Origin of the sequence: Iodobacter ciconiae (assembly GCF_003952345.1) — a bacterium.
Classification (GTDB): Bacteria; Pseudomonadota; Gammaproteobacteria; order Burkholderiales; family Chitinibacteraceae; genus Iodobacter; species Iodobacter ciconiae.
Genome location: NZ_CP034433.1, coordinates 145,506 through 170,621 on the forward strand (window position 1 = coordinate 145,506; position 25,116 = coordinate 170,621).

Annotated in this window: 20 protein-coding genes and 1 pseudogene; 11 read left to right on the forward strand and 10 right to left on the reverse strand. The window is 44.8% G+C overall.

Features of this window, described 5'->3' with window-relative positions:
* Nucleotides 1–194: 194 nt before the first annotated feature.
* Nucleotides 195–383: pseudogene (locus EJO50_RS17315) on the reverse strand (integrase core domain-containing protein); the annotation flags it as partial.
* Nucleotides 384–673: 290 nt separating this feature from the next.
* The gene (locus tag EJO50_RS00630; RefSeq protein ID WP_125971094.1) at nt 674–2,215 is read right to left on the reverse strand and encodes a subtype B tannase; all 1,542 of its coding nucleotides are present in this window, start codon (nt 2,213–2,215) and stop codon (nt 674–676) included.
* A gap of 822 nt (nt 2,216–3,037) precedes the next feature.
* Between EJO50_RS00630 and EJO50_RS00635 the strand changes: the two genes are divergently transcribed.
* Both EJO50_RS00635 and EJO50_RS00640 read left to right on the forward strand, forming a co-directional pair.
* A complete protein-coding gene (locus EJO50_RS00635) occupies nt 3,038–3,844 on the forward strand; it encodes a substrate-binding periplasmic protein (protein WP_125971095.1) in 807 nt (268 codons plus the stop codon).
* Between the two features lie 227 nt (nt 3,845–4,071).
* Nucleotides 4,072–4,881 carry a substrate-binding periplasmic protein gene (locus EJO50_RS00640; protein WP_125971096.1) on the forward strand — a complete coding sequence of 270 codons (810 nt, stop codon included), beginning with the start codon at nt 4,072–4,074 and terminating at the stop codon, nt 4,879–4,881.
* A 136-nt stretch (nt 4,882–5,017) separates the two neighbouring features.
* Here the strand turns inward: EJO50_RS00640 and rtcR are convergent, their stop codons facing one another.
* Nucleotides 5,018–6,601, reverse strand: a complete 1,584-nt coding sequence (rtcR, locus tag EJO50_RS00645; RefSeq protein ID WP_125971097.1) for an RNA repair transcriptional activator RtcR — start codon at nt 6,599–6,601, stop codon at nt 5,018–5,020.
* Between the two features lie 294 nt (nt 6,602–6,895).
* Between rtcR and EJO50_RS00650 the strand changes: the two genes are divergently transcribed.
* From EJO50_RS00650 to rtcA, 3 genes are read left to right on the forward strand one after another with little or no spacing between them, the layout of a single operon-like run.
* Nucleotides 6,896–8,116: an RtcB family protein gene (locus tag EJO50_RS00650; protein WP_125971098.1), complete on the forward strand. Its 1,221-nt coding sequence runs from the start codon at nt 6,896–6,898 to the stop codon at nt 8,114–8,116.
* A gap of 34 nt (nt 8,117–8,150) precedes the next feature.
* Nucleotides 8,151–8,954, forward strand: coding sequence for a nucleotidyltransferase domain-containing protein (locus EJO50_RS00655; protein ID WP_125971099.1), 804 nt, complete (start codon nt 8,151–8,153; stop codon nt 8,952–8,954).
* Between the two features lie 18 nt (nt 8,955–8,972).
* The gene (gene rtcA, locus EJO50_RS00660) at nt 8,973–9,986 is read left to right on the forward strand and encodes an RNA 3'-terminal phosphate cyclase (RefSeq protein ID WP_125971100.1); all 1,014 of its coding nucleotides are present in this window, start codon (nt 8,973–8,975) and stop codon (nt 9,984–9,986) included.
* Nucleotides 9,987–10,102: 116 nt separating this feature from the next.
* On the opposite strand, the gene EJO50_RS00665 is transcribed toward rtcA, so the two are convergent.
* Genes EJO50_RS00665 through EJO50_RS00675 form a run of 3 tightly spaced genes read right to left on the reverse strand, consistent with a single transcriptional unit; the run spans nt 10,103 to nt 12,230 of the window.
* A complete protein-coding gene (locus EJO50_RS00665) occupies nt 10,103–10,429 on the reverse strand; it encodes a low molecular weight protein tyrosine phosphatase family protein (protein ID WP_125971101.1) in 327 nt (108 codons plus the stop codon).
* 44 nt (nt 10,430–10,473) lie between these two features.
* Nucleotides 10,474–11,094, reverse strand: a complete 621-nt coding sequence (prfH, locus tag EJO50_RS00670) for a peptide chain release factor H (RefSeq protein ID WP_125971102.1) — start codon at nt 11,092–11,094, stop codon at nt 10,474–10,476.
* Nucleotides 11,091–12,230 (reverse strand): RNA ligase RtcB family protein, encoded by a 1,140-nt coding sequence (locus EJO50_RS00675; protein ID WP_125971103.1) that lies wholly within the window; start codon nt 12,228–12,230, stop codon nt 11,091–11,093. The genes prfH and EJO50_RS00675 overlap by 4 nt, the downstream gene beginning before the upstream one ends.
* Before the next feature lie 224 nt (nt 12,231–12,454).
* Here EJO50_RS00675 and EJO50_RS00680 point away from each other — a divergent pair, with 224 nt between their 5' ends.
* From EJO50_RS00680 to EJO50_RS00700, 5 genes are all read left to right on the forward strand, one after another.
* Nucleotides 12,455–13,078: a phage portal protein gene (locus EJO50_RS00680; RefSeq protein WP_125971104.1), complete on the forward strand. Its 624-nt coding sequence runs from the start codon at nt 12,455–12,457 to the stop codon at nt 13,076–13,078.
* 256 nt (nt 13,079–13,334) lie between these two features.
* The gene (locus EJO50_RS00685) at nt 13,335–13,970 is read left to right on the forward strand and encodes a PAAR domain-containing protein (RefSeq protein WP_125971105.1); all 636 of its coding nucleotides are present in this window, start codon (nt 13,335–13,337) and stop codon (nt 13,968–13,970) included.
* 9 nt (nt 13,971–13,979) lie between these two features.
* A complete protein-coding gene (locus EJO50_RS00690) occupies nt 13,980–14,522 on the forward strand; it encodes a type VI secretion system amidase effector protein Tae4 (protein WP_125971106.1) in 543 nt (180 codons plus the stop codon).
* On the forward strand, nt 14,519–14,881 hold the full coding sequence (locus EJO50_RS00695; protein ID WP_125971107.1) for a T6SS amidase immunity protein Tai4 family protein: 363 nt from the start codon (nt 14,519–14,521) through the stop codon (nt 14,879–14,881). Before EJO50_RS00690 ends, EJO50_RS00695 begins: the two co-directional genes overlap by 4 nt.
* Before the next feature lie 350 nt (nt 14,882–15,231).
* Nucleotides 15,232–16,319 (forward strand): IS3 family transposase gene (locus EJO50_RS00700; protein WP_125971108.1). Its coding sequence is split into 2 segments (ribosomal slippage): nt 15,232–15,484 and nt 15,484–16,319, totalling 1,089 coding nucleotides; the frame shifts between segments, so codons are not numbered across the junction.
* A 543-nt stretch (nt 16,320–16,862) separates the two neighbouring features.
* Here the strand turns inward: EJO50_RS00700 and EJO50_RS00705 are convergent.
* From EJO50_RS00705 to EJO50_RS00720, 4 genes are all read right to left on the reverse strand, one after another.
* The gene (locus tag EJO50_RS00705; RefSeq protein WP_125971109.1) at nt 16,863–17,231 is read right to left on the reverse strand and encodes a DUF6232 family protein; all 369 of its coding nucleotides are present in this window, start codon (nt 17,229–17,231) and stop codon (nt 16,863–16,865) included.
* A gap of 138 nt (nt 17,232–17,369) precedes the next feature.
* On the reverse strand, nt 17,370–17,873 hold the full coding sequence (locus tag EJO50_RS00710) for a hypothetical protein (protein ID WP_125971110.1): 504 nt from the start codon (nt 17,871–17,873) through the stop codon (nt 17,370–17,372).
* Nucleotides 17,874–17,875: 2 nt separating this feature from the next.
* The gene (locus EJO50_RS00715; RefSeq protein WP_125971111.1) at nt 17,876–18,556 is read right to left on the reverse strand and encodes a zinc protease; all 681 of its coding nucleotides are present in this window, start codon (nt 18,554–18,556) and stop codon (nt 17,876–17,878) included.
* Nucleotides 18,557–18,643: 87 nt separating this feature from the next.
* Complete coding sequence (locus tag EJO50_RS00720; protein WP_125971112.1) at nt 18,644–19,105, reverse strand: PAAR domain-containing protein; 462 nt, start codon at nt 19,103–19,105, stop codon at nt 18,644–18,646.
* 1,232 nt (nt 19,106–20,337) lie between these two features.
* Between EJO50_RS00720 and EJO50_RS00730 the strand changes: the two genes are divergently transcribed.
* Nucleotides 20,338–25,113, forward strand: coding sequence for an RHS repeat domain-containing protein (locus EJO50_RS00730; protein WP_164521391.1), 4,776 nt, complete (start codon nt 20,338–20,340; stop codon nt 25,111–25,113).
* Nucleotides 25,114–25,116 lie beyond the last annotated feature (3 nt).

Consider the following 25,116-nt stretch of genomic DNA (forward strand, 5'->3'; position numbering starts at 1 on the left):
AAAATACTTACATATTGTAAGTATTTACCTTTAATAAATCTGATAAATCCGCATTTTTTATTTTTCTACGCATTTAAAAACAACTTAATTAACAGCACTACTAACGTTTTAATTTCTTATTTTTCCGGGTGTAAACGTGGGCGCTAAAGATTTGGGTAATCCCCCCTGTTTTTAAGCTCACTTAAAAGTAGAGGCTAGGCATGTAATGCCAGTTTTTGTTTCGGGGTGATGCCGCCCAATTCCATATGCGGGCGCTCGTTATTGTAAGTCCAAAGCTATTGCGTTGCAGTTTCTTGCACTTCTGCAAGGCTTTCAAAATTACCGTAGGCCAGCTATTCACCTCGAACAGTGCGATTATGACGTTCAATATACGCATTCTGCTGCCTAGTTGCACATGGTTATAAACTTGTTTCGTAAACAATTCAGGCTTGGTTTTTTGTCAGTTCTTTAACGCCGCAATCGGCGTAATATGCCCCTGCGCTTTTTGCGGGATATGGTGATTGTAAAGCTTCAAATATTTTTCCCGTTTCAAATCTGCGGCAACGGCTTTGTAATCCTTCCAGGAAATGTTTGACGATCCATTGTGATGCCTGACATGAGTTTTTTCTGGAAAGAGATTAATCGGCCTAGGGCATTTACACGATTTTAGTTATAGGCTTTCGTCAGGAGCTATTCAGGGTAATGTTGCTATCCAGTTGAATAACTCTGCCAAATCATAATCTCCGCCGTGAGGCTGAGCGAATGGCAGGCTAAAATCAACATTTTTGCCACTGTTTTCTAATCGAAGCGCCAATATAGCAGGCACTGCCAGCGAGGTATCGTTGTCAGCAGCTCCATGCCGGATCCGCCAATGGGTCGAGGTTTTAATTGTTTCTTTACCAATAAAATGCATTGGATCCATTAGTGTGACGATTGCTGCAGGCGCTCTTTGTTTTGATTTCTTCTGGGGAGAGGCCGAGTGTGCAACGCCCCAATCGGTGAAGTGTTTGTTGTTGGTCTTGCTGTCACCAAATAAACTGTTTTCACCACTGCTTAAATCCAGCGAATCAAAGGCCGGGGCTTTTTTTAAGCGTCCTGTTGCTTTGATGTAATTGTTCCAGTCCACCTGCAGTCCGGCTGAAGATGTCTTTAGCCATGTAGCAGCATTAAGATCTTTGCCCTGTTGCTGTGCCACCATTGCTGACTGTAGCAGCTGTTGTTGCAGATACTGCTGAAATGCGCCCGTGCCGTCTTTCGATAGCTGTAGTGCTTGTCCTTTGTGGGTTAGTGACAGTGAATTAAGATAATCGGGGAAGGCAGATGCCAGCTCTGACGATACTTTAAGCTGTTTGGCTGTCATAGGGCCTAGGTTGAACACAGGTGCTCCGGCGGGCCTGTTTCGCCTGTCTCCTTTAATTTTTTCATTGAGTGCTAATGGGCTGCCTGGCTCCAACCCTGGGGCTTCAAAAGCCTGGCCAGCCTGCAATTTTGGAGCGGTTGCTTCATGAATGGACTGAAACATCCATTCATAAGCCAGATCGGCATGGCCTAAATTAGTAATAGGGCAATAACTTGATACTGCATAAATTGCATCGCTGCCTGGTGCTGCCCCCAGTTGTTTAAGGTAGGGTAAGTAGTCGGGAGCATCACCGCTGGCGCCAAGTAGAGCAGATAAAGCACCTCCTGCGCTGGTACCATTCGAGATGATTTTGTTTGCATCACCGGGCATCTTTATGTCATTAAATTTTAGATAGCGTACGACGGCTTTTAAATCGACTATAGCAGCCGGAGCTTTGCCTGTGTAGTTGCCTGACTTATCTTGCAAGGTGCGGCCCCGGGTTCCGGGGGAGACAACAACAAGGCCGTGGGCTAGCGCTTGCGCTATGGCATCGGGTTGCTGATCACGCCCCAGCCCCGGAGCTTTGGGTTGCGATGGCATATAACCACCTACATTGTTTGGCAGAAATATCGGAGCCGTTTCTGTTGTGTAGCGGCCAATACTCTGATGTTCAAAATAGGCTTTGGGGATGTAGACATTCAGTTGTTGGTAGGCTGGCTCCAAAGGCTTTGCTACATAACTAAGCCCTTCGAATGCCAGGTACTGTACTTTTTGTCCATTGACATCAATATGCCTTTCCTGACCTTGGCTGGCATTAAAGTGCAGGTTTTTGCTTTCTGCAAAGGCTGGTGCAGCGAACAAAAAGCTAAGGAGTAGCAGGTTTAGCCGGGTTTTCATGAGGTAAGTCCTGAATAAATTTTGAGAATAGGAATTATTCTTAATTTTACATTATTATCAGTAGCTGACGGTGGTTTGGCATAACTTTTATTCACATTGGATGATGACTAAATTTTGATATTGCACTGTTGGCGCAGGCTTGTGCGGTCATTATTTTTAGTTTTACAGCGCTTTTTTATTGGTGTTTTTAGAGTTTTTAGGCAAAAACTGGTTTCACCAGATGGCAATGGATCGCACGGGACACACACTGGCCAGGTAAAAGCCCTTTTACCCGGGCAGAAATTATTTGGGTAGTTTGAAGATGATTGATTTACATGATGGCCCCGCAGCTCATCAGATTACATCACTACATAAGGGGCACTGATTTGAGTTGCATCACAAATTGTGGCTGATTTTACTGTCCATATTGGCAATCTATATAGCTGTAATATCCGGGGTGGGTTTTTGCGTGTAGCCCCATGCCCCATGCCCCATTGCCGTTAGTGGCCGCTTTTGCATGCTTAGTATGGAGTCTGCTCTGTTTCTCACATTCCGGTGTTTTTTTATCCGGGAAGATAATGGTTGTTTTTTTTATTTGTGATAAAGAAAGTGTTTAAAAAATGGGTGCATGGATGGGGGAAGTAAAAAAGGGGCTTTATATTTTTCTGAGCTTACCCACTAAAGTAAAAATAACTGCCTTTTATTTGCATTGTAAGTAAGCTGACTTGTGGTGGGTAGAAAACAAGCCGGGCATCGTTTAATTTAAATGCATGCCTGCTTATTAATATGCAGCAGTAAGAAATAACGTTTTATCGAGTATTGTTTGGGCGGTGGGGCTGGGCAATGTTTAAGCAAATATCTGTGATTTATTTGTCGCTTATTGCATTTGTAAATGTACCAGCAGTTATGGCGGCTGGCGGCTGCTCCCGGCCTGTTGTTGTGGCGGCCAGCCCGCTCGGTATTTTTATGGAAATAGATGAACAGAAAAAGGTTACAGGAATCATTGCTGATTTTTTTGCTGAAATCAGCCAATCAACCGGTTGTCAGTTTGTGTATGAAGTGATGCCCAGAATCCGTGCGCTACATATGCTTGAAACCGGGAAAATTGATTTAATTGCTGCATCAAAAACACCTAAACGGGATATTGTTGCCGATTATATCGGTGTTGCTTCTGCCCGCATTAGCCTGATTTCTTTAAAAGAGCGCCCTAATAGTGGAAATATTCTGAATGATTTAATGAGCGGGAAAATACGGGTAAACGTTATAAGAGGCTATGATTTGGGCCCGAAATATTTAGAACTTTTAGTTCAATTAAGTGCAAGTCATAATTTGGAAGATGTTATTGATGCTGATGTAATTGCACAAAAGATAATTTATCAGCGATGCGATGCAACCATAATGGCTGTCAGTAACTTTTTTAAATCAGCAAAAAAATATAATTTAGAATCTCGTTTACTTATTACTCCGATTGATTTTTTGCCCATATATCATTCTGGTTTTTATGTTACAAAAAAAGGTTTGCCAGAAAAAGATCGATTTTTTTTAATTGATAAAATTATATCAAAGGTAAAAGCAGGGAGAATTAAAGAGTTATATAGGGAAAAAGTAAGTAAATGGGAAGAAGAGACAAATTCAATAATATTTGAATAAACTTGGATCAAGCCGGGTTTACACTTGTTTTTTTAGCATTAAAAAATAGATGGATTAGCATGCATGTCATGTGGCAGCTTGAGAGGCTTATAAAAATAATTCGAAAATAAGCCATAATAGCTGGCTGTTCATATGAACTGACTTACGGTAGGTAGAAAATTGCACGGGCATCGTTTAACTTGAATAATGAAACGATAAGTGCTGACCAAAAATAGTGGGAGGTGGTAATGTCTAAGCAAATAACAGCAATTCATATATTGGCTGCTGTGCTTTTAACTGCAATGACTTCAACCGCGCACTCTGCTGGCGGGTGTTCACGCCCCGTTGTTGTGGCAGCGAGCCCGCTTGGTTTTTTTATGGATATTGATGAGCAGAATAAAGTAAGCGGGATTATCCCGGATTTTCTGGCTGAAATAAGTAAAGCAACCGCATGTCAGTTTGTATATGACGTGATGCCAAGAGTGCGTGCACTGAGAATGCTTGAGTCAGGAGAGATCGATTTAATTGCAGCTTCAAAAACGCCGAAGCGTGATGCTGTAGCAGACTATGTAAATGTTCTGTCCGAGCAGGTTAGTTTGATTTCATTAAAAGACTGGCAGGGTAGCAATAATGTACTTGATGATTTGATGCAAGGTAAAATGCAGGTAAATGTTGTCAGAGGATTCGATTCTGGGCCTAAATACTTAGAATTGATTGCCAGCTTGCGTAAAAAAAATCGTGTTGAAGATGTATTAAATACAGATGTGATTGCACAAAAAATGTTTAATAAACGTTGTGATGCAACAATCATGGGGGTTAGTGGATTTATTAAATCTGCTGAAAAATATAATTTAGAATCACGCCTGCGGATTACCTCGATTGACTCTTTTCCTCCGGTTGGGGCCGGTTTTTATTTTCCTAAAAATAGTTTGCCTGAAAAAGACCGGATGCTTTTGATAAATGAAATAACTTTAAAAGTTAAAGCAGGAAGAGTTAAAGAGCTGTACAAAAAAAAGGTGATTAAATGGGAAGGTGCAGAAAACTCATTGTTGTTTTAAATGATGTTTAATGGCATATCTGCCTGATTTAATGATTGTGATTTAAATATTCAAATGTAAATTAACACCTGTTGATATTTGATTTAATAGGTTGTTTAATAAAGTAAATGCATTGGCATGATTTATTTCTACAGATCTAAACCATTCTCTTTACTTTGCCCCAGTCCAATTCAAATTTTGCCAGGTATTTTCTTAAGCGGTCCGCATCATTGCTTTTTGCCTTTTCCTGGCGCGATATATTAAATAGTTTTCTGCCCGCATCCGATAGCGAATCAGATGCTTTGCAGATCTGGATGACTTTTTCCAGCTGCATGCGATCGAACAAATCAAGCTCACCGGCTTTGCTTCCCATTAATTCGTCTAATTCATTGGGGGTATTGTTGTGCCAGGCCTGCTGCAGGCGGGTGATTTCTTCGTTTACGTTTTCCTGGGTAATGCGCCCGTTTTCTGCCAGCGTGGCCATGCGGGTGACGGAGGCGGATAGCTCGCGAAAATTACCAGACCATTTAGCCTCTGGCCGGCCGGAGAATTTTAAATAGCTTTGTCTGGCTCCAGCATTAAAGCGTACTTGCTCGCCTTGCTCTTTGGCGTAGCGCAGCAGTTCAAATTCCAGATTGGGCTCCAGGTCTTCGCTGCGATCGGCAAGGCCGGGTAATTCGTAGAGCCATAAATTGATTCTGGCGTATAAGTCTTCCCGAAAGCGCCCTGTGGCCACCCATTGTTTCAGATCGCGCACGGTGCCTGCGATCAGCTGAAAATCGCTGCTGACTTCTTTATCGCTGCCAAAGGGGAAAAAGCGTTTTTCTTCGATGGCTTTCAGCAGCATGGCCTGCTCATCCAGCCCCAGCTCGCCAATTTCATCTAAAAAAAGTAAGCCGCCATCGGCGCTGCGCAGCAGGCCTGCTCTCTCGGTTTGTGCGCCGGTAAATGCGCCTTTTACATGGCCAAACAGGGTAGACATGGCGCTGTCGCCGCGCAGTGTGGCGCAGTTTATTTCCACAAAACGCCCGCTAATCTGGTGCCTGGAGGTTTTCATTTCATAAATACGGCGAGCTAAAAATGATTTGCCTGCGCCCGTGGGGCCACTCAGCAAGATGGGCGCTTTGGATCGAATTGCCACTCTTTCGATTTGCTCAATCATGCGGTTAAAGCGCGGATTGCGTGTGGCGATGCCTGATTTCAAAAAAGAAACGCTTTCGTCTTTAAGCTGGGCAAAGCGGCTGGCAATTTTGTTATAGCGGGATAAATCAAGATCAATCAGGGCATAGCGGCCAGCCGGGCCTTGTTCTTTGCGATCAGGTGAGGTCTGGATCAGTTTGGCGGGTAAATAGCGCGATTCAGCCAGCAAAAACCAGCAAATTTGCGCCACATGCGTGCCGGTGGTGATATGAATCAGATAGTCTTCGGCCTCGGTATCAAAGCGGTAGCCGTGAGCAAAATCATGCAGCGCGGCGTAAACCTCTTCAAAATCCCATGGGTTGCTTAAATTGATTTCGGTGCCGACGACTTCGGTTTCGGGAGAAACCTGTTTGATATCTTGTTTGAGTCTTTCAAACAGGCCACGGTTGCGCAGATCGTGGAGTAGCTCTATTCGGTGGATAAGCAGCTCTTCCTGCTGGCATAGGCCAATGGTAGGACGCCACTTCTCCCAGCGCTGGCTGCCACGGCCCACATAATCCAGCACCGTACCTACAAAGCCAAACACCACGGTCTTTTGCATCTGCCTTATCCAAAAATATAAATGACTAGCTTAATTTATCATATTTTATCTGTTTCCGGCGAAGGGTAGTCTGGCTGGTTTGCGTTTAAATTTTTTAATTACGAATATAAATCAAAGGCTTGTTGATTAATTGACACGTTATTTTTATGGGTGGCACAGTGCTTGCTATGTACTGTGGTGCTGGCAATGCTGAAAATTAAGCGGGTTTTACCCGTACTGAAGATCATAGCAAGGCCAACTTTACTTAAATCGCTGTGTTTATACACAACACAGCCAACAAATGAGAATAAAAAAATGAGCAATTACAGCCAGATTAATGTGGAAAACGCTTCGCCAATCAAGCTCTGGACCAAGGGCGTGCCGCTGGAATATGAGGCGCGCGAGCAGCTGATTAACACTGCCAGAATGCCGTTTATTTTTGAGCATCTGGCCGTGATGCCCGATGTGCATCTGGGTAAGGGATCGACCATCGGCAGCGTGATTCCAACCCGCGGGGCGATTATTCCTGCTGCGGTGGGGGTGGATATTGGTTGCGGAATGATGGCCGCCAGAACCACGCTGATGGCGGGAGATTTGCCCGATAGTCTGGCCGGGTTGCGCAGTGCGATTGAGGCCGCAGTGCCGCATGGCCGCACTTCAACCAGAAGCGGTCGGGATAAAGGATCTTGGGATACTCCACCTGCCACGGTGGATGCCATGTGGGGTGAGCTGGCTGATGGGTTTAAGCAGATTACCGATAAATATCCCCGCTTAATTAAAACCAATAATCGTAAGCATCTGGGAACACTGGGTACAGGAAACCACTTTATCGAGGTATGCCTTGATGAGGAAAACCGCGTGTGGTTTATGTTGCACTCCGGGTCGCGTGGGGTAGGAAATGCGATTGGTACGCACTTTATCGAGCTGGCTCAGGCCGATATGCGCCAGCATATTGCCAACTTGCCGCACCGTGATCTGGCTTATTTTGAGGAAGGCAGCCAGCACTTTGATGATTATGTGGAAGCCGTGGGCTGGGCGCAGGATTTTGCCCGCCGTAATCGTGCGGTGATGATGCAAAACGTGATTGCAGCCGCGCGAAAAGTAATCAGCAAGCCCTTTCTGGCTGATGTAGAGGCGGTGAATTGCCACCATAACTATGTGCAAAAAGAAACGCACTTTGGTGCCGAGGTGCTGGTGACGCGCAAAGGGGCGGTTTCGGCGCAAAAAGGCCAGCTGGGGATTATTCCGGGGTCGATGGGGGCCAAAAGCTTTATTGTCCGTGGCCTTGGAAATGAAGAGGCTTTTTGCTCCTGCAGCCACGGTGCCGGGCGAATTATGAGCAGAACCAAGGCCAAAAAACTCTTTACGGTGGAAGACCAGATCAACGCCACTGCGCATGTGGAATGCCGCAAAGATGCAGAGGTGATTGATGAGATTCCCATGGCTTACAAAGATATCGACGCAGTGATGGCCGCGCAGTCCGATCTGGTAGAAATTGTGCATACCCTGCGCCAGGTGGTTTGTGTGAAGGGGTAAAGCACTGGATGGGGCGGTTTTAAGAGGAAGTAAAATGAAAATACTGAGCGCCCACCCGATAGAAGCCCGTGTTCGAGAGCGCATCATGGATGAATTGAGCGCGATCGAAGCAAGGCATGAGGTAAAGATATTGTTTGCTTGCGAATCGGGCAGCCGGGGCTGGGGATTTGCCTCGCCCGATAGCGATTACGATGTGCGGTTTATCTATGTGCACTCATTAGACTGGTACCTCAATATTGAAAAACAGCGCGATGTGATTGAAGTGCCCATCAGCGATGAGCTGGATATCTGCGGCTGGGAGCTGCGCAAAGCGCTGGGTTTATTGGGAAAATCGAATCCCACCCTGTTTGAATGGCTGGATTCGCCGGTGATTTATCGGCAGGAAGATTGGCTTTGCGATGAATTACAGGCTTTAAAAGCCGGGTATTTCTCTGCTAAAAAAGCACGCTGGCATTATTTATCGATGGCAAAAAATAATTTTCGTGAGTATCTGCAAGCAGAATCTGTGCGATTAAAAAAATATTTTTATGTGCTGCGGCCCTTGCTGGCGACTCAGTGGATAGATAGCCGGGCAGATATGCCACCCATGCGGTTTGCTGATCTGGCCCAGGCCATGCTTGCAGATCAGAGCGCACTGGCAGAAGAAATCAACCAGCTGCTGGCGGTAAAAATGAGTGCTGGCGAGGCTGAGTACGGCGTTCGTTTCCCGCGCATCCACGCCTTTATTGAGCAAACCCTGGCGCAGGAAGTGGCAGAAACAAGCGCCCCAAGGCCGCTTGCTCAGCTGACAAGCCTGGATCACTTGCTTTATAAAGCGGTGCTTGCAGATGCTGCTTAAAACAAAAAGGAGAATAAATTGATTGAGTTGGATGGGGCCGTTGGGGAAGGGGGCGGGCAGATCTTGCGGAGCGCGCTTACGCTTTCCATGATGACTGGCCAAAGTTTTAAAATTAAAAACATTCGCGCCGGGCGGCAAAAGCCGGGCTTGTTGCGCCAGCATTTGACGGCGGTGGAGGCCGCGGCGGCTATTTGTGGCGCAAGTGTTGAAGGCGCGGCGGTGGGCTCGCAAAGCCTGCGCTTTATTCCCGGCCTGGTGCAGGGCGGGGATTATCGTTTTGCTATTGGCACGGCGGGCAGCTGCACCCTGGTATTGCAAACTATTTTGCCCGCACTTTGGTTTGCAAAGCAGGCCAGTACGGTTTCGGTAAGTGGGGGCACGCATAATAAGGCGGCCCCGCCTGCTGATTTTCTGATCCGCGTCTGGCAGCCGCTGCTGGCAAAAATGGGCGTGCAGCAGGATATAGCCTTAAAACGCTATGGTTTTTACCCCGCAGGCGGCGGTGAAATCACGGCCAGTGTAAAGCCTGTTTCTGCACTGACCCCGCTGTACTTAAGCAGCAGAGGCACATTGCAGCAGATTAAGGCCGAAGCGCTCGTTGCCGGAGTACCCGGTAAAGTGGCCCAGCGGGAGCTTGATCAGATCAGCCTGCGGATTGAAGGTGTGGCAGGGGAGATTCGTGTTTTAAGCAACGATCAGGGCCCCGGTAATGCCGTTTTGATTGAAGTGGTGCATAAGCATCTTAGCGAGATTTTTACAGGCTTTGGTGAGAAGGGCACCAGTGCGGAAGCCGTGGCTAATCAGGCCGCCAGCCTGGCAAAAATCTATTTAGCCAGCCGGGGCGCAGTGGGGGAATACCTTGCTGATCAATTACTGCTGAGCATGGCGCTTGCGGGGGAAGGCAGCTTTACCTGCACCAAAGCATCTTCCCATTTGCTGACTAATATCGGTGTAATCGAGCGTTTTTTACCTGTAAAAATAAAGCACGAGCAAGGCGGGCAGGCCGTGAGTGTCAGTATTACATCGGTTTGATGTTGTGTTTGTTGGCGGGTAAAGCCACGCCGTTTTTTGCAGCTTTGCATGTGAAAGTCTGGCGGGTTGCATCTGCCCTGCGAAGAGCATTTCGCTTAAGTTAATTGCTTTGGATTTTATCCCCCCAAATACCCGCCTGCTTTTTTCTCTAATAAGCTGATTAATTCTGGCTGCATATCTTGGTAATCGTCCGGGATATTCAGGCAGATGATTTTTTTATTTTTAATGGCGGCGGTGAAGCGCTGGTTTAAGCGCCGCTGGTGGATTTTCTCCATTACAAAAATATGCGTGGCCCAGCCGATTTGCTCTGATGAAAGCGGCACACCGGCATCGGGTGCAAGGCCTGCAGAATCTGTTTCAACCCCTTGCCATGTGGAAAAGATTTGCTCTGCGGTGGGGCTGCGCAGGCGGTTTCGGCTGCAAATAAAAAGTGCGCGAATCATGATTTTCTCTGCTGTGAGGCCCTTCGCATCGGAAGGGCCATTGATTAAGCGATTACCGGCTCAAATAGCTCGCCTTTAAAAATGCGTTTGGGGCTGCCGCGCTCAATCTGGTAATGCATCAAACGCCGCTCGCTGCGCTGGCAGGCGCTGGCTTCCTCGGCAAGGCTGGCCAGCCTGTGGGCGATCAGCATTTCTGCCAGGCGCTTATTGGCGTGCTGGCTGCGCTCGGTTTGCACCTTTACGCTGATGCCTGTGGCCAGATGGGTTGCCCGCACTGCGGATTCGGTTTTGTTTACATGCTGGCCGCCAGGGCCGGATGAGCGTGTGGTTTCAAAACGAATCTCCCCTGATAAATTGCGCTGGGTTTCTGTACAGCGCAATACGCCAATAAACCAGTTTTTGCGTAATTGGCGCGGGCGGTAGGGGCTGGGGCAGATCCATTGCACTGTGCCTTCCCACAGCCGGGCCAGCTCTTCAGCGCCTGCACCATCCAGGCTGATTAAAACAGAGCGATAAACCCCGGTTTTATCGCCCGCTTCCTGCTCTAAAATATCCAGCTTGAGCAGCCGTTGTCTGGCTTCAAACATCAGTCGGAGCAGTGCTTTGCTAACGGCCAGCTGGCATTCCAGCGGGCCTTGGGCAGCAGAGAGTTGTAATAAAATCATTCGCAGCACTCCCCGCGGGTTTTGTAAGTGAGTACCGGCCTCAGCCTTGCAATCACCTTGATCAGCCCTGCACCTTCCAGAGTAGAAATAATGTTTTCGGCGGGTTTATAGGCTTCGGGGGCTTCTTCATAAATCAGTTGCCGGTCGGCACAAATCACATGGCTGCCCAGCTTGGTGCGGCTAAGCTGGGCCACGGTATAACGCGGGCTTAAGCGGCCTTTGCATTCGCTGCGCATCCATTTACGGCCCGCACCATGGGCCAGTGAGTTCAGGCTCAGATCGCTGGCCAGCGGTGAAACCAGGTAGCTGAAATCGCCGCGTGAGCCCGGAATCACCACCGGGCCAACATCGGCCGGCGTTGCGCCCTTTCGGTGCACCCAGCCTTGCAGGCCATGCATTTTTGCGGGCAGGAGCAGATTATGGTTGATATCCAGCAGTGCCTGGCCATTTGCGTTTAGCCGCGACAATATCCGCCGGGCAATCAGCCTGCGGTTTAGCATGGCAAATTGCACGGCTTGCTGATGCGCTTGTAGATACGCCGCGCAATCTGCCGTATCCACAGCTAATCCACTGTGGCCATGCTGATCAATATGCTGGCGCAAAATAAACTGCCCCAGGCCGCGCGAGCCGCTATGCACCAGAAGCTGAAGCTGCTGCTTACTGATGGCCAGCGCATCCAGCGCGGCAGCATCGTAAACCTCATCAATTGATTGCAGCTCTGCAAAATGATTACCACCGCCTATGGTACCCAGTGCCTGTTGAAAGCCGGTTTGTGTGGCGATTGAGCCGGCAATTTCATCCTGCCATTCCTCACCCAAAGGGCCATCAATATTGCCGAGTTTTTTCTCCAGCTTGCTGAGATTGGCTTTATGCACCGCAATATCGGTTTGCCACAAGGCCATGCCGCAGCCAATATCGCCGCCAATTAAAGCCGGATAAATAAAATCAGCAGAGAAAAAAGCCGCGCCCACCGGATAGCCCCGGCCGGGATGCAAATCAGGCATACCGGAAACATATTGCATGCCGGGAAGTTTGGCGGTGTTTTGTAATTGCCGGATCGCACCGCCTTCGATCCATGTATCTGCAGACGCGATTAAATTAACGCGCGCAGACAAATTTTGAACGTAATCGCCCATGATAAATCCATATCAGATTTAAAAAATGATGTGGCAGGCCGAAGCCTAGGGCAATGGGACTTACAGGAGGAAAGTCTCGATCAAACTAGGCGCGGACTGCGGAGAATGTAGTGGTGTTTTGCATAATGTGTTCTCCTTTAAACAGTGCGGTGAATAAAACGAATGGCCGCATCCTACACTGGGTTTAATGCGTTGCACAAATTAATTATGCACTGGCTGAATATATGCGGGAGGGTGTGAAAGAAGAGCAATATTTTCAGATCCTTGATTACGCCAATGAGCACCAGTTCCAGCAAGGGGCCATCTTCCACCTTTTAGAGCCTGATATTAATCAGGAGATTTACGGCCTGCCTGAATACCTGTCGGCGCTGAATTCAACCTGGCTGAATGAATCGGCCACGCTGTTTCGCCGCCGCTACTTTGCTAACGGCAGCCACGCCGGTTTTATCCTGTACATGACTGACGCCGCGCAAAATGAAAGCTATATCGATGATTTGCGCACCGCATTACAAGGCAGCAAAGGCCCCGGTAATTTTAAAAATCTGATGGTGTACGCGCCTGGCGGCAAGAAGGACGGCATACAGATTCTGCCCATCTCAGAAGTGGCGGCCAAGGATGACTTCTGGAATATCAAGAACGTAACCCGTGACGATCAGCTGAGCGCCTACCGTGTACCGGCGCAACTGATGGGGATTATTCCGAGTAATGCCGGAGGCCTGGGAGACGTAGAGAAGGCTGCCACGGTGTTTGCTTATAACGAGATTGAGCCCTTGCAGGAGCGCATGAAAGAGTTGAATGACTGGCTGGGGGTGGAGGTGATTCACTTCAATCCTTACGTGTTGTCGTAAACAAACCCAAGTAAGAAGCAAGCCCGCAAGCGCGGGCTTTTTTTATCTGAATAACAAATTTATTTAGATTGAATATTTGAGTGTAAGTTATCTATATGCTTTTTGAATATGTACATAGTAAGGTATTTAAATAATTATTTAAAATTTAAAGATGCTGTATATGTATCCTGTAACTTAAGCGTGCAACTGAACTAATAGGGTGCGTTTTTTAAGTTTAATCAATTTGAATAAGTGATTATCTTTTGAGGAACATTAAATGGGTCTTAAAGCAATAATAAGAGAGGGTGATCCTACCTCACATGGCGGCACAGTTATTGAAGGCTTTGCAAGTGTTAATATTTATGGAAAACCCGCTGCAGGTGTGGGGCATAAAGGTGTTTGCCCAAAGTGTAAGTGCCAATTTGTTATTGTTGCAGGGGTAGTGGGTGTTTCATATTTAGGAAAAAATGTTGCGGTTGAGGGGATGCTAACGTCGTGTGGTGCAACGCTTATTGCAACTCAAAATTATGCAATGATTGAGGCCCCTAGCGGAGCTGCTTTACCAGTTTCTAAGAGCAAAGCGCCTGCTGTTATTGCGACTGCTTTATCAAGTTTGGCAAGCCCTATTGTTAAAGAAAAAGAAATTAAGCGTATTTATTGGAGCTATGGGGAGAGCGAAACTCCTCTTGCTGATGTATCTAGATTTTATTCAGATATAAATGTGCATGTTGAAACTTTAAATTACCAAGCGGGTGAATCTGTAGAGGTCATTATTAGCTGTGGTGGTGATGAGCATGAAATTGCAGATGGTGTTGCTCAAATTACATTGACCGCTATTGTGCAAGCCGATGGGAAGGCCAAAATAATGAACGCTTTAAAAGATCATTCGGTAGAAATTTATGCTACAGCTTAAGGATTGAAAATGGGACAAATACAAGCAACAGCAGGTAATCAAAGTGCAAGAATTAAAGTTAATAGGCCTAAATTTAAAGATGTTTGGTCAAAGTATCCCGTACATATGGATGCCCAAAGTGTTTATAAATTAGTAGGTGGTAATGCTTATGAACTTTTTAAAACTAATCCTACTGGTTATGCAAATGCATGTGCTCTTCGTTTAAGTCGTTCATTTAATTATGGAGGAGTAACTATAACTAAAGGGGCTACAGGCTATAAAGTACAAGGTGGTGATGATAAGTATTATTTATTACGCGTAAAAGATATGATTTCTTTTGTTAAGGCTAATTTCGGTAGCCCTGATATTTCGGTAAAACCGGATGGAAAAGACGTATCAGAAAAATTTAAAGGGAAGAATGGAATTCTTATATTTACGGTATCCGGTTGGGGCGATGCATCGGGGCATGTAACTCTTTGGAATGGTTCAGATTGCGGTGATCATTGCTATTTTATGCACCCAAATCAACCCAATGCAAAAACAACTGATGTGTTTTTTTGGGAGTTGAAATGATTAAGAAGCTTCTAGTTATCATCTTATTGATTTGCCCAGCAATGGCTATTTCAAGTAATAAAATGACAGAGACACGCACCATTCTTAAGAAGTGGGGGCTTGCATATTGCCTAAGCTCAAATGAGAAATTAAAAAATGATGCTGGTCTCGCTATGGGAGGATACTTCCAACTTGGCGGCTATGATGATGAAGCCGCTTATGTAAAGGTGCGAGGGTATTTTGATGCGTATTTGAAAAAAAGTAAGCTTGTTGGTCAACAAACAGGGCAAGAGCTTACCGTTATGAAATGTTTGGATGCTTATGAAAGGGCAGACTATGACCGCCTCATTAAAGAGCAAGATAGTTACATAAGTCAGTAGTTTGTAATAAGCCCGCAAGCGCGGGCTTTTTTGTGCCTGCATTTTGAAAAGAATCTGCTGCCAGCCCCCGGCGCGCGCCCTCGTGACCCCGCCACGCCTGGGGACTTAACCCATTACTTTTTATGCACCTGCATGAGGAAGGCTCAAGCCCCGCCAAATATGGCCTTGAATAGTAAAAAATGCCTCTATAAAAGCTTGCACTATTTGCGGATTTCTTGCCGATTGTTGCAGAGTTTGCAATCCCCCTGTTTGGGGGAAATTTCACTTCTAACTGTGATTGTTTTGGTAATCCCCCACAAAACCAGCTCATTTTTAAGTAGAATTTTCTCGCAGTCTTTGAGGAGCTCTACATGAAAGCAGCACGTTATTCCGACAGCCAGATTATGGCGATTTTAAAGCAAGCTGAAGCCGGTTCGACCGTTCCTGATCTATGCCGAGAGCACGGTATGAGTTCTGCCTCTTTCTACAAGTGGCGTGCTAAATTTGGCGGCATGGACGTTTCCATGATGACGCGAATGAAAGAGCTTGAAGATGAAAATCGGCGTCTCAAAAAAATGTACATAGAGGCACAGATGCAAGCCGACGTCATCAAGGAAGCCATGTCAAAAAAGTGGTGAAGCCATCTCAGCGTCGCGAGATGGCTCACTGGGCCGTTGAAACCAAGGCATTGTCTATTCGTGCGGCTTGCGCCAGCTTTTCAATTAGCACGACTTGCTATCGCTATATTCGTAAGTTGGATGTCGAAAACACCAAAATCGCCGATTCTCTGGTTCAGCTCACAGAGGAACACAAAAACTGGGGCTTCGGTCTCTGCTTTTTGCATCTGCGCAATGTCAAGAAAAAGCACTGGAACCATAAACGTGTTTACCGCATTTATTGCGATTTAGAATTAAATCTGCGAATTAAACCAAAAAAACGTTTAGATCGTGAAACGCCAGAGCCATTAGCAGTGCCTGAGGCAAAAAATGAAACTTGGTCGATGGATTTTATGCACGATCAATTAGCCGATGGACGTAGTATTCGCTTATTTAACGTGATTGATGATTTTAATCGTGAAGGATTAGGTATTGAGGTCGATTTCTCTTTGCCTGCAGAGCGAGTAGTACGCAGCCTGAATCAAATTATTGAATGGCGCGGTAAACCCAAACGAATCAGGTCTGATAATGGCCCTGAATACATTAGTCACATATTAAAGAATTGGGCAGAACAACAATCGATTGAATTGGCCTATATCCAGCCCGGCAACCCGCAGCAGAATGCGTATATTGAACGCTATAATCGCACTGTTCGATATGAATGGCTGGCTTGTGATGATTTTGAAAGTATTGCGGAAGTACAAGAAATCGCAACGCAATGGCTTTGGAGTTACAATAACGAACGCCCACATATGGGATTGGGTGGCATCACCCCGAAACAGAAACTGGCATTACATGCCTAGCCTCTACTTTTGAGTGAGCTTAAAAATGGGGGGATTACCCCGGTAGATGGGTTGGGCGGCAATATGGGCATGAGCTACACCTACTTGAGACATGTTATGACTGTACTGATAATTGTGGCGCTGCCAACCACTGCCGCAACTGTAAACGATGCCCACGTAGCCAAGCTTTGAGAGCCCCCTGTACCAGGATAGTTGAGATACTCCCTTTTTAGGGATTCCGACTTACTCAGGGGGTAAAGCCAGTCACGGGCACATAAAGTTACTTTTACACTATCGCGACAACGGTGGACAAAGGAATGTTGTGACGATTTGAACTGCTTTCTGTGCCGAATTAATCTGCTCTCAGCGCAGCAGATAATGTAACTCCGTCTCCTTTTAGGCTGCTCTGCAGAACTAGATCTCAAGTAAAATCAATGACTTACGAATCATCTAGTGTCGCCATCGAAGTGCAAGGTGCAAGTCGCGCAGGGAGAGCGCACGTATGTGTCCAAAAAGCAGCTTTATTTGTCCGTGACTGAAAGCGTGGTTAGGTAGTATATGTTACTAACCCCTACTTACGATTGCATCATTTAAGGCTGTAATAACATCTTCTATATAAGCTTTTTCTTCACTTACTAATGCTTGGTTCTCGCCAGCCGATGTGTTTAAGATTACTGAATATTGTGTTTTTGCACCTAACCAAGCGCTAATACCAAGTACGATTAGAATGCAGCCAAGACCAAATACCCAACCACTACCAAATAAACATAATAACCCGATGACTATTAGAAAAATTGAGCCTCCCCTTTGAGGTTCAGTAATACCAGATTTTACTGATGTAACGTTACTCATTGCATATGTTTGGTCGTTTACAATAAAGCGACTATTACTAACACTGACATTTTCTTGATTGAAAAATATTTTTTCGTCCATGTTGAAACCTTTCTTAAGTTTAAAGATGCAAATGGCTAACAAGAGATAGGCACCCTAAAACGGTAGAAAAACCACCATCTTGGGTGTATAAAAACGCCCCCCTGTAAGACCTTGCGGGGCGCGGCCTGAAGTATTTTTTTACTTAAACAGCCTTTGCCAAAAGGTAGATTCTTTGTGGGCATTTAATGGCTCTAGAGTGCAACTGCCTTGGCCGTTTGTTTTTGTAAGGAAAGGCTGATTGCTTGCTGTTTTCATTAAACAAAAGTTAATGCGTGCGACAAAGTCTTCTGTAGCAATATCAGCAGAATAAGGGCGGGAAAATTCTAGTTTTTTTCCTATGGATTGTTCTTCCGCTAGTGTGGCTTTGTCGTATGCAATGCAAGTTTGCGTGGTACTCGGTGTGATTGTTGGTGTCTTGTAGTATACCCCCCACACTTCAGTCGTTGGGCCTCCAATGTCGTAGACCAAAATGCTTACCGAAACCTTTGGGGGGAGAGCTTTTGTGGTTGGTAGAATGAAGAAGCAAGGCACGTCTTCTTTCAAAATGGCGTTTGCATCAGCATCAAAAGGCTTTGAATAAGCAAGGATGGGTAAACTAAATACACTGTAGGTTACCGCTAATAAGAGATACTTTACCTTCATATTTATTGCCAATGTATTTTGCCTGTTGTGGTAGGGAGTAACGCTGGATTCTTTGGGTTTTCGAGAAACGAGCTTAGGGTAAATCGCAGTTTGGGAAGCCTTTTTAGGCTGTCAGCATGTCCTTTTCGCTTTGTGCCTTCTAAATAAACTGCATCAAAGTAATGTGCTATTAATTGCCCTTGTTGTTCCATGTTAAATTGTTCTATGACCTTGCCTGTGTCTTCGCCTTCAAGGTCATAATGATAAGCGGGGGCTGCACCGTCATATCCGCCCCTTAGTTTAATATCCATAGCATAAAACTTTACGTCATAGCCTAGTTGGTATTGCCAAACATGTGTCAGTTCATGAATTAGCCAAACTTTATCTCTCTCTCTTTCGGTAGAAAAGTCGGGTTTATAGCCATTTTCTGTATTTGGCATATAAATTTCACCGTTGGGAGTCATTGCAATTCCCGTTTTAGTTGGCTGACCAAATAAACCGCCTCGGTGAATTTTTACTAAAGCGTAATTAATTGAATCTTTAAAGACCAGTTTTGCAAGGGCAATTTCTCCGGCGGTGAGTGGCCTAGATTCTCCCTCCTTCAGTGTTACTTCAACTGTAGAGTCAGGGACTCTATTTGTTGCAATATTTTGTATGAATGTTTCAAAGCCTGGCGGAAGGCTTCGGCCTCCAGTTTCACACATATAATCGGCGTGGCTTTCACAGCAGTACACTATTTCAGGATAAAACTCTGCGTGAGTGATGGCTGTTGCGCACTCTGTACTAATCCGTTATGCTTTACCTTCTGCATCTGTCTTACCTTCAATGATTGTGCCGTCTTCTAGAGTGAGCTTATAGGCGGTCTCTGCTAAAACACTACGGTTCGGCATCAAGAATCTTATTTGCTCATCAAAGGCTTTCGGGGCAATGGCCGCTATAGCCTTACCTGCGTTGCTGGATGCTCCTGAAGAGGCTGCACCGCTGCCTTCATACGAGCGCCCGACCTCCGGCATAGATGATATTAGAACAGCCCCACACGAAGTTTTATGCCCCTCTAATGCAACGGGTTTACCGCCAACATTCCACGAGGGGTCTCCCTCAATAATGGGGCAAACACCGTGGCCAGGAATAGGGCAACTAACTTTGTCCCCAAGAAGAGCAACAGGCTTGCCAAACATATTGCTTGTTGATGCAGCACTTACCACGACACCGCCGTGGCTGGTTTGGTCGCCTAAACGTATTACTCTTTTCATTAATGCTGCCTATGAGGGACCAAGATTAGATTGTTAACCTTAATCTTTGCTTACTAGGCATACAATAAGAGGTAGGGTGTATTGGCTAGGTAAGCTGACGTAATTAATGCATATCGTGTTTGCTTTGCTTATGCAAGGTTTTTTAATTGAACTGGTTTTTTTGTAAGGAATGTTGCTATTGTTGGGCCTAAAATGGCTTTTTTAGGCATAAAAAAAGCCACTTAGATTTCTCTAAGTGGCTGATTTCATTGCTTTATACTGGTGGTGGGGCAGCAACTGGAATCCAAACAGTTCTATATTCTGTAGATCGCTGTAGCAAGGTGTAGCTAGCTAGATCAATTTGCCAGATTATAACAGCTCATTTGCTAGCTGATACGCCATTTCGGCTATTTTTATATTGAATTATTGCCTTGCGGCGGCTACCAAAATCCATCCATGTTCTTCAGTAAGGAAGTAGGCGTAGCTAGGTGTAGCAAACTGCTGATAGCTAGAGCAATCAGAGCTTCATAGCTTAGAACTTCCAAGCCCTTGCGTGCGACCAAATTGAGTAGTTTGAGTGATGGGCCGTTCGGGTGTTTTTGACCTTGCTCCCACTTTTTAACGGTGGAAGGACTGGTGTTTAGAAAAGCAGCAAACACGGACGACTGACTGGCACGACAAGCTCAGCCTAAGGTAGAAACTGATGGGAATCAGCTAGTTTTGCTTTGAAAATAGGCATTAGGCAAGCTTGGTGGATAGTCGTACACAACGCATTGTAAATTTATTATTGGGAATGAGAGTTATTTTCTTTTATTAATGGTATTATTATCAGTCCTCTAAAAGGGGCAAATTAGGGTAGTCCTGCCAACTTAAGCCGTTTAACTCAGCAAAACTCAAATCTTGAGCGACGAAAAGCACTGCACAATAAAAACGACTTGCATGCTCTGTACAAAAACAAGCTTTGTTCGGTTATTTTCTTAAGTTGATAGGGTTGATGATTGGTGTGGAGTACCATTAATTTAAAAATATAGATTTGCACAGTTATGTGTCTTAGTAGTGATGTTGTTTTTTATTGTTTTATATTTTCGGGTTATTTTGTTGCGATGCCGATTAGGATTTAATTTTCATGCCAATATTGTGCTCAATTTCGATATTTTAAATTAGAATAAAATTGCTATTCTTAAATAAAAGTAAATGTCTATTGTAAAAAGTTAATTGTTGATTTAATTTTACTATAAGCAATGCCTCTAAAGTTGAAAGGTTATTTTATGAAAGATTGGAAAGTCGTTTTCTGTTTTTTTATGGTGACGTGCTTTAATGCTATGGCTGCACCTAAAGCTATTAATCCGTCAGAAATAAATGAACTTATTTCTAACGGATATGGTGATATTGACCATGTTGATCCATTTAATGGCGTTTTGACTATTAAGCATCAGGACGTTTTTATTCGAGGGAATGGTGGATTAGATATTGTAGTCAATAGAAATTATAGTACTCAATATTTAAATCCAGTTGCTGGTCCTGAGGATAATAGTCGTGTCATTTCTGCTGATGATCGATGGATTGGAATGGGGTATGGTTGGACACTAAATGTTGCCCCTAAGCTATATATTCCAGGAAATGCAATAGATAATAATCCTAGAGTGGATTTTTCGATCAATAAGCTTTGTCAAAAGCAGGCATGGCATCCAGCTAGAGATTCATATGAATATTTAATTGTTGATTTGGAAGGTAAGACCAAAAAAATGTTCCCCGCTGAATCTGGTGTTGCAAACTCTTTAGATAATTGGAGGCTAAGTTGTGAAGGGGAAAATAACTCTCTATTGTTGCAAGATCCTAGTGGATTAGCATATCAGCTTACGAAAGTAAATAAAGTTTATGGCTCCCATGGTGGTTCATCCTCTGGTGAGCAGACATCCATGGCAGTTTTGATACAAGCAGAAAAAATTTATGATAAAAATGGAAATTGGTTAAAGATTGAGTATGAAAATACTTTAGTCAAAAATATAAAATCTAAAGAAGGTGCTTTCGTTAGTTTTCAATATACTAATAATAAAAATGGTATTGCAAGACTTGCATCAATTGAAACGTCTTTAGGTGTTTGGAAGTATTCATATGCAGAAAGTACATTGTCACCATATTTTTATGTCCCATATTACGGTTACTTATCTAAAGTGCAACGTCCTGATGGACAAGAATATCAATTTTCATATTGGGATGAAACGTCACACCCTGAAAATCATTTGGCAGGTGGAAACCCTGCAAATGACGATGCTGCTAGGTCTGGGCGTTTAAAAAAAATGTTGCTTCCTGAAGGAGGAGGGATTAGTTTCGATTATAGTTTTGAGCGTAATTATAGAGCATACTTATGGCCATATCAGGTTCCAGATAATATTCATGATTTTAATTCAGTATTTATCCCTATAATTCAAGAGTCAAAAGTGGTAAAGCGAGTATTGGATAATGTTGGGGAGTGGATCTACCAGTATAAACCAGCAACGCAAAAAGAAAGTGGTCAGTATGATGTAACAACTGTTATTAGTCCTAACCAGATAGTTAAGTATAAACATATTGGGATTAATTATTTTTGGCGGCCTGATTTGAATTCCTTGTTTTCGCCACCAGTTCAAGGTGCGTGGAAAGTAGGACTGCTTGTAGAAAAAAAAGTAGGTGATAATTATACTGAAGAGTATGAATGGGATTCTATTTTGCACAATAGCAATTGGTATTCTATGGTGACGGGGGAGGGGACTGTAGGAATTGCTGATAACCCAGTTAGATTGCCACTATTGAAGAATAAAAATATTACGATTAATGGCATAAAATCTAGCACTGCATATGACTACGATCAGTTTGGAAGGATTGTTAAAGAAAGTGAGCAAGGTTTTGGTAGAAAGACTAGGACTGTTGGATATGATGCAGATTTAATTAAGCGCTTTGTTTTTAATGCGGTAAAAAGACAGGTTGTGAGCAGCCCTCAACAACAAGATATGTTTATTGAGCGCGAGTTTGATATTGGTACTGGTAGAGTATTAAGTGAAAATAATAATGGGGTATTTACAAAGTTCACCAGATATCCTAGTGGAGATATTTCTACTAAGACAGATGCAAATCAGAGAGTGACCTATTTTAATAATTACAAGCGAGGTATTGCCCAGCAGGAAGTTTGGCCTGTGGCTGAGATGGATAATATTATTATCTCTCGTGAAGTTGATGATTCAGGCAATATTAAATCTGAAACAGATGGTAGAGAATTTACAACGCGTTACACTTTTGATGGAATAAACAGGCCAACAGGTATTTACACGCCTATTCATAATCCCGCGCTTATTACATGGGGGAAAGATTTAAAAATTGAGTCTAAGGGAAGTGATACTAAAACTACCTTTTTTGATGGCTTTGGTCGCGCAATTAAAAATGAACATAATGGTGTTGTTATTCATAGTCGTTTTGATTCTTTAGGAAGGAAGATTTTTCAGTCCTACCCTAATTCGGAAAAAGGAGAGTCAGTAGAATATGATGCCCTTAATCGTCCTGTAAAAAGAACACATGGAGACGGGTCTTGGCAACGATGGGATTATGAACGCGGTGCTGGTAATAGGGTTGATGAGACGAATGAGCGTGGTTTTGTTATCCAGCGATATTATCAAAGCTATGGCAATCCGCTTGACACGCAACTTATTGCAGTAAATAGCGTAGATTTACCATCGGCAAATATTGTTATTAATCGTAATCTGCAAAATCAGATTACAAGTGTTAGCCAAAACGGTCGCACCCGTAGCTATGAATATGATAAACACTTTTTCTTAAAAAAACGTATTGATCCCGAAATCGGAGCTACGACGTTTGGGCGTGATAATCTTGGAAATATGATATCTCGTCAGGTTGGTAATTTGGGTGTTACTCGCTATGAATATGACTTTCAAAATAGGCTAAAGAAGGTTGTTTATCCCAATAGTGCTCCTGCTAATTATGAATATGATGAAAATTCTAATATCTTAAGTATGGCAGTTGGTTCATCGCTTCGCCATTACACATATGATGCTAATAATAATTTAGAAACAGAGCGCGTAGGTACGGGTGATAAATGGCTGGATTCCAAGTATAGCTACAACGCTAACGATGCCCGCAGCAGCCTGACTTACCCAAATGGCCGAGTAGTTCAGTTTGATCCAGATGCTTTTGGCCGGCCAACCCGTATCGGTGAGGCTGTTCCAGGCATTTGGTATCACCCCAATGGCGTAGTGCAAGCTATGACTTATGCCAATGGTGTGGCTCAAACACAAACCTTGGACGATAGACAGTGGATTAAAACCATTCAGGTAGGCCGTGGTGGCACTGGCGGTTGTGGTGGCTCACCTACGCCACCAGCCAATTTAAGTAATAAGCCAGAAATCATCCGTCAGAATGACGGCAACTATATCTATGTGGGCAATGGCTATTACGATGCCCAATTGGTAAAGCTAAGCTACGCGATGATCCCGCTGGATGATGACTTAATTATTCCTGTGCCTGCCATCCCAGCAAATGCGTTATCTCCTGCCCAGCTTGCACAAGGTTTGCCATTAGCAGGAAATTCGGCCCGCGATATTAATGGCAATTTAAACCCAACACCATGCAATGTAGCCGCAGGGGGCACACTCTACGCCAACCGCAGTTATGGTTATGATGGCGTAGGTAATGTTAAAAACATCCGCGATAGCGTTCGCCCGGAAGCGAATCGCGATCTGGATTACGATGCAATTGATCGCTTGGTAGTGGCTAATGGTAGCTGGGGGGCTGGTAGCATTGCTTACGATGGCAACGGCAATATCACTAGCCAGACTTTTGGCAGCTACAAGCTGAATTATGTTTACGATGCAGCCAGCCAAAAGCTTAGTAGTACCAGCGGTGCGCAGACAGGGAGTTATCAGTACGACGTTTACGGCAACATTACTAAGCGCGGTACAGGGCAAAGCTATAGCTATGATGATGCCGGTAATATGGCTTTCATCAATAAAGGCGCAGCCAATGCCGTGGCTTACACTTATGACGCCAAAGGTTGGCGAGTACGCAGCCTTGGCCCCAATCTGGATAGCCAGCAAGTTCATATCGGCAACAACTTAGTTAGTGAATACGACAATATTAAAAAAGGCTGGCTCGATCACCTCTACCTCGGTAATCAAAAAGTAGCTGACTGGACATGGGATAAGGATGGCACGCAAAAGTTAGAGTTTTTCCATGCAGACCCAGCCGGGTCGCCCATGTTGGCAACCGATACTGCAGGTGTCGTGCTATGGGCAGCCAATTATTATCCTTATGGCTACAAGCTTGCAGGGGGCGGGGCAGGGGAAAAGAACAAGCAATGGTTTGGTGGCAAACCGCAAGACGATGAAAGTGGCCTGCAATACTTCGGTGCCCGCTATTACGATCCGGTTATTGGCCGCTTTATGGCAATGGATCCAGTGGATTGGCAGGAGTCGAATCCGTTTCATTCGTTTAATAGTTATGCGTATGCGAATAATAACCCTTGGCGATATGTGGATCCGGATGGGAGGGTGCCTGTTGATACGATTTGGGATGTTGCTAACGTAATTTACGATCTCGGGAAAATTGCAGTTGGAGCAGTAACTGGCAATTCAGCGATGGTGGCTTCGGGCACTGTAGATCTAGCCGCTGATTTAGTAGCGACAGCAATCCCTTATGTTCCTGCCGGTGCGAGTAAGGTTGTAGGTGGATTGAATAAGGTACCAAATCCATTTGGCAAAGCTGGTGGTCCACAACATCGAGCTAAAGTTAAAGAAATTGTTGATGATATTGAATCTCGTGGGTTAGTAGCTGGGCAAGAGCACCTAGTGAGGACCCCTAGCGGTAATAAATCGCGCCGTTTCGTTGATGTGGTTGCGAGGGATAAAAAAGGTGATGTTGTGGAGATGCACCAAGTAGGTCGCCAAACTAAGGGGGGGAACCCAGTTTCTCGCGAAGTAAAAGCATTGGATGATATTCAAGGAGCAAGCAATGTTCGACCACAATATCACCCTTATAACTGAGGT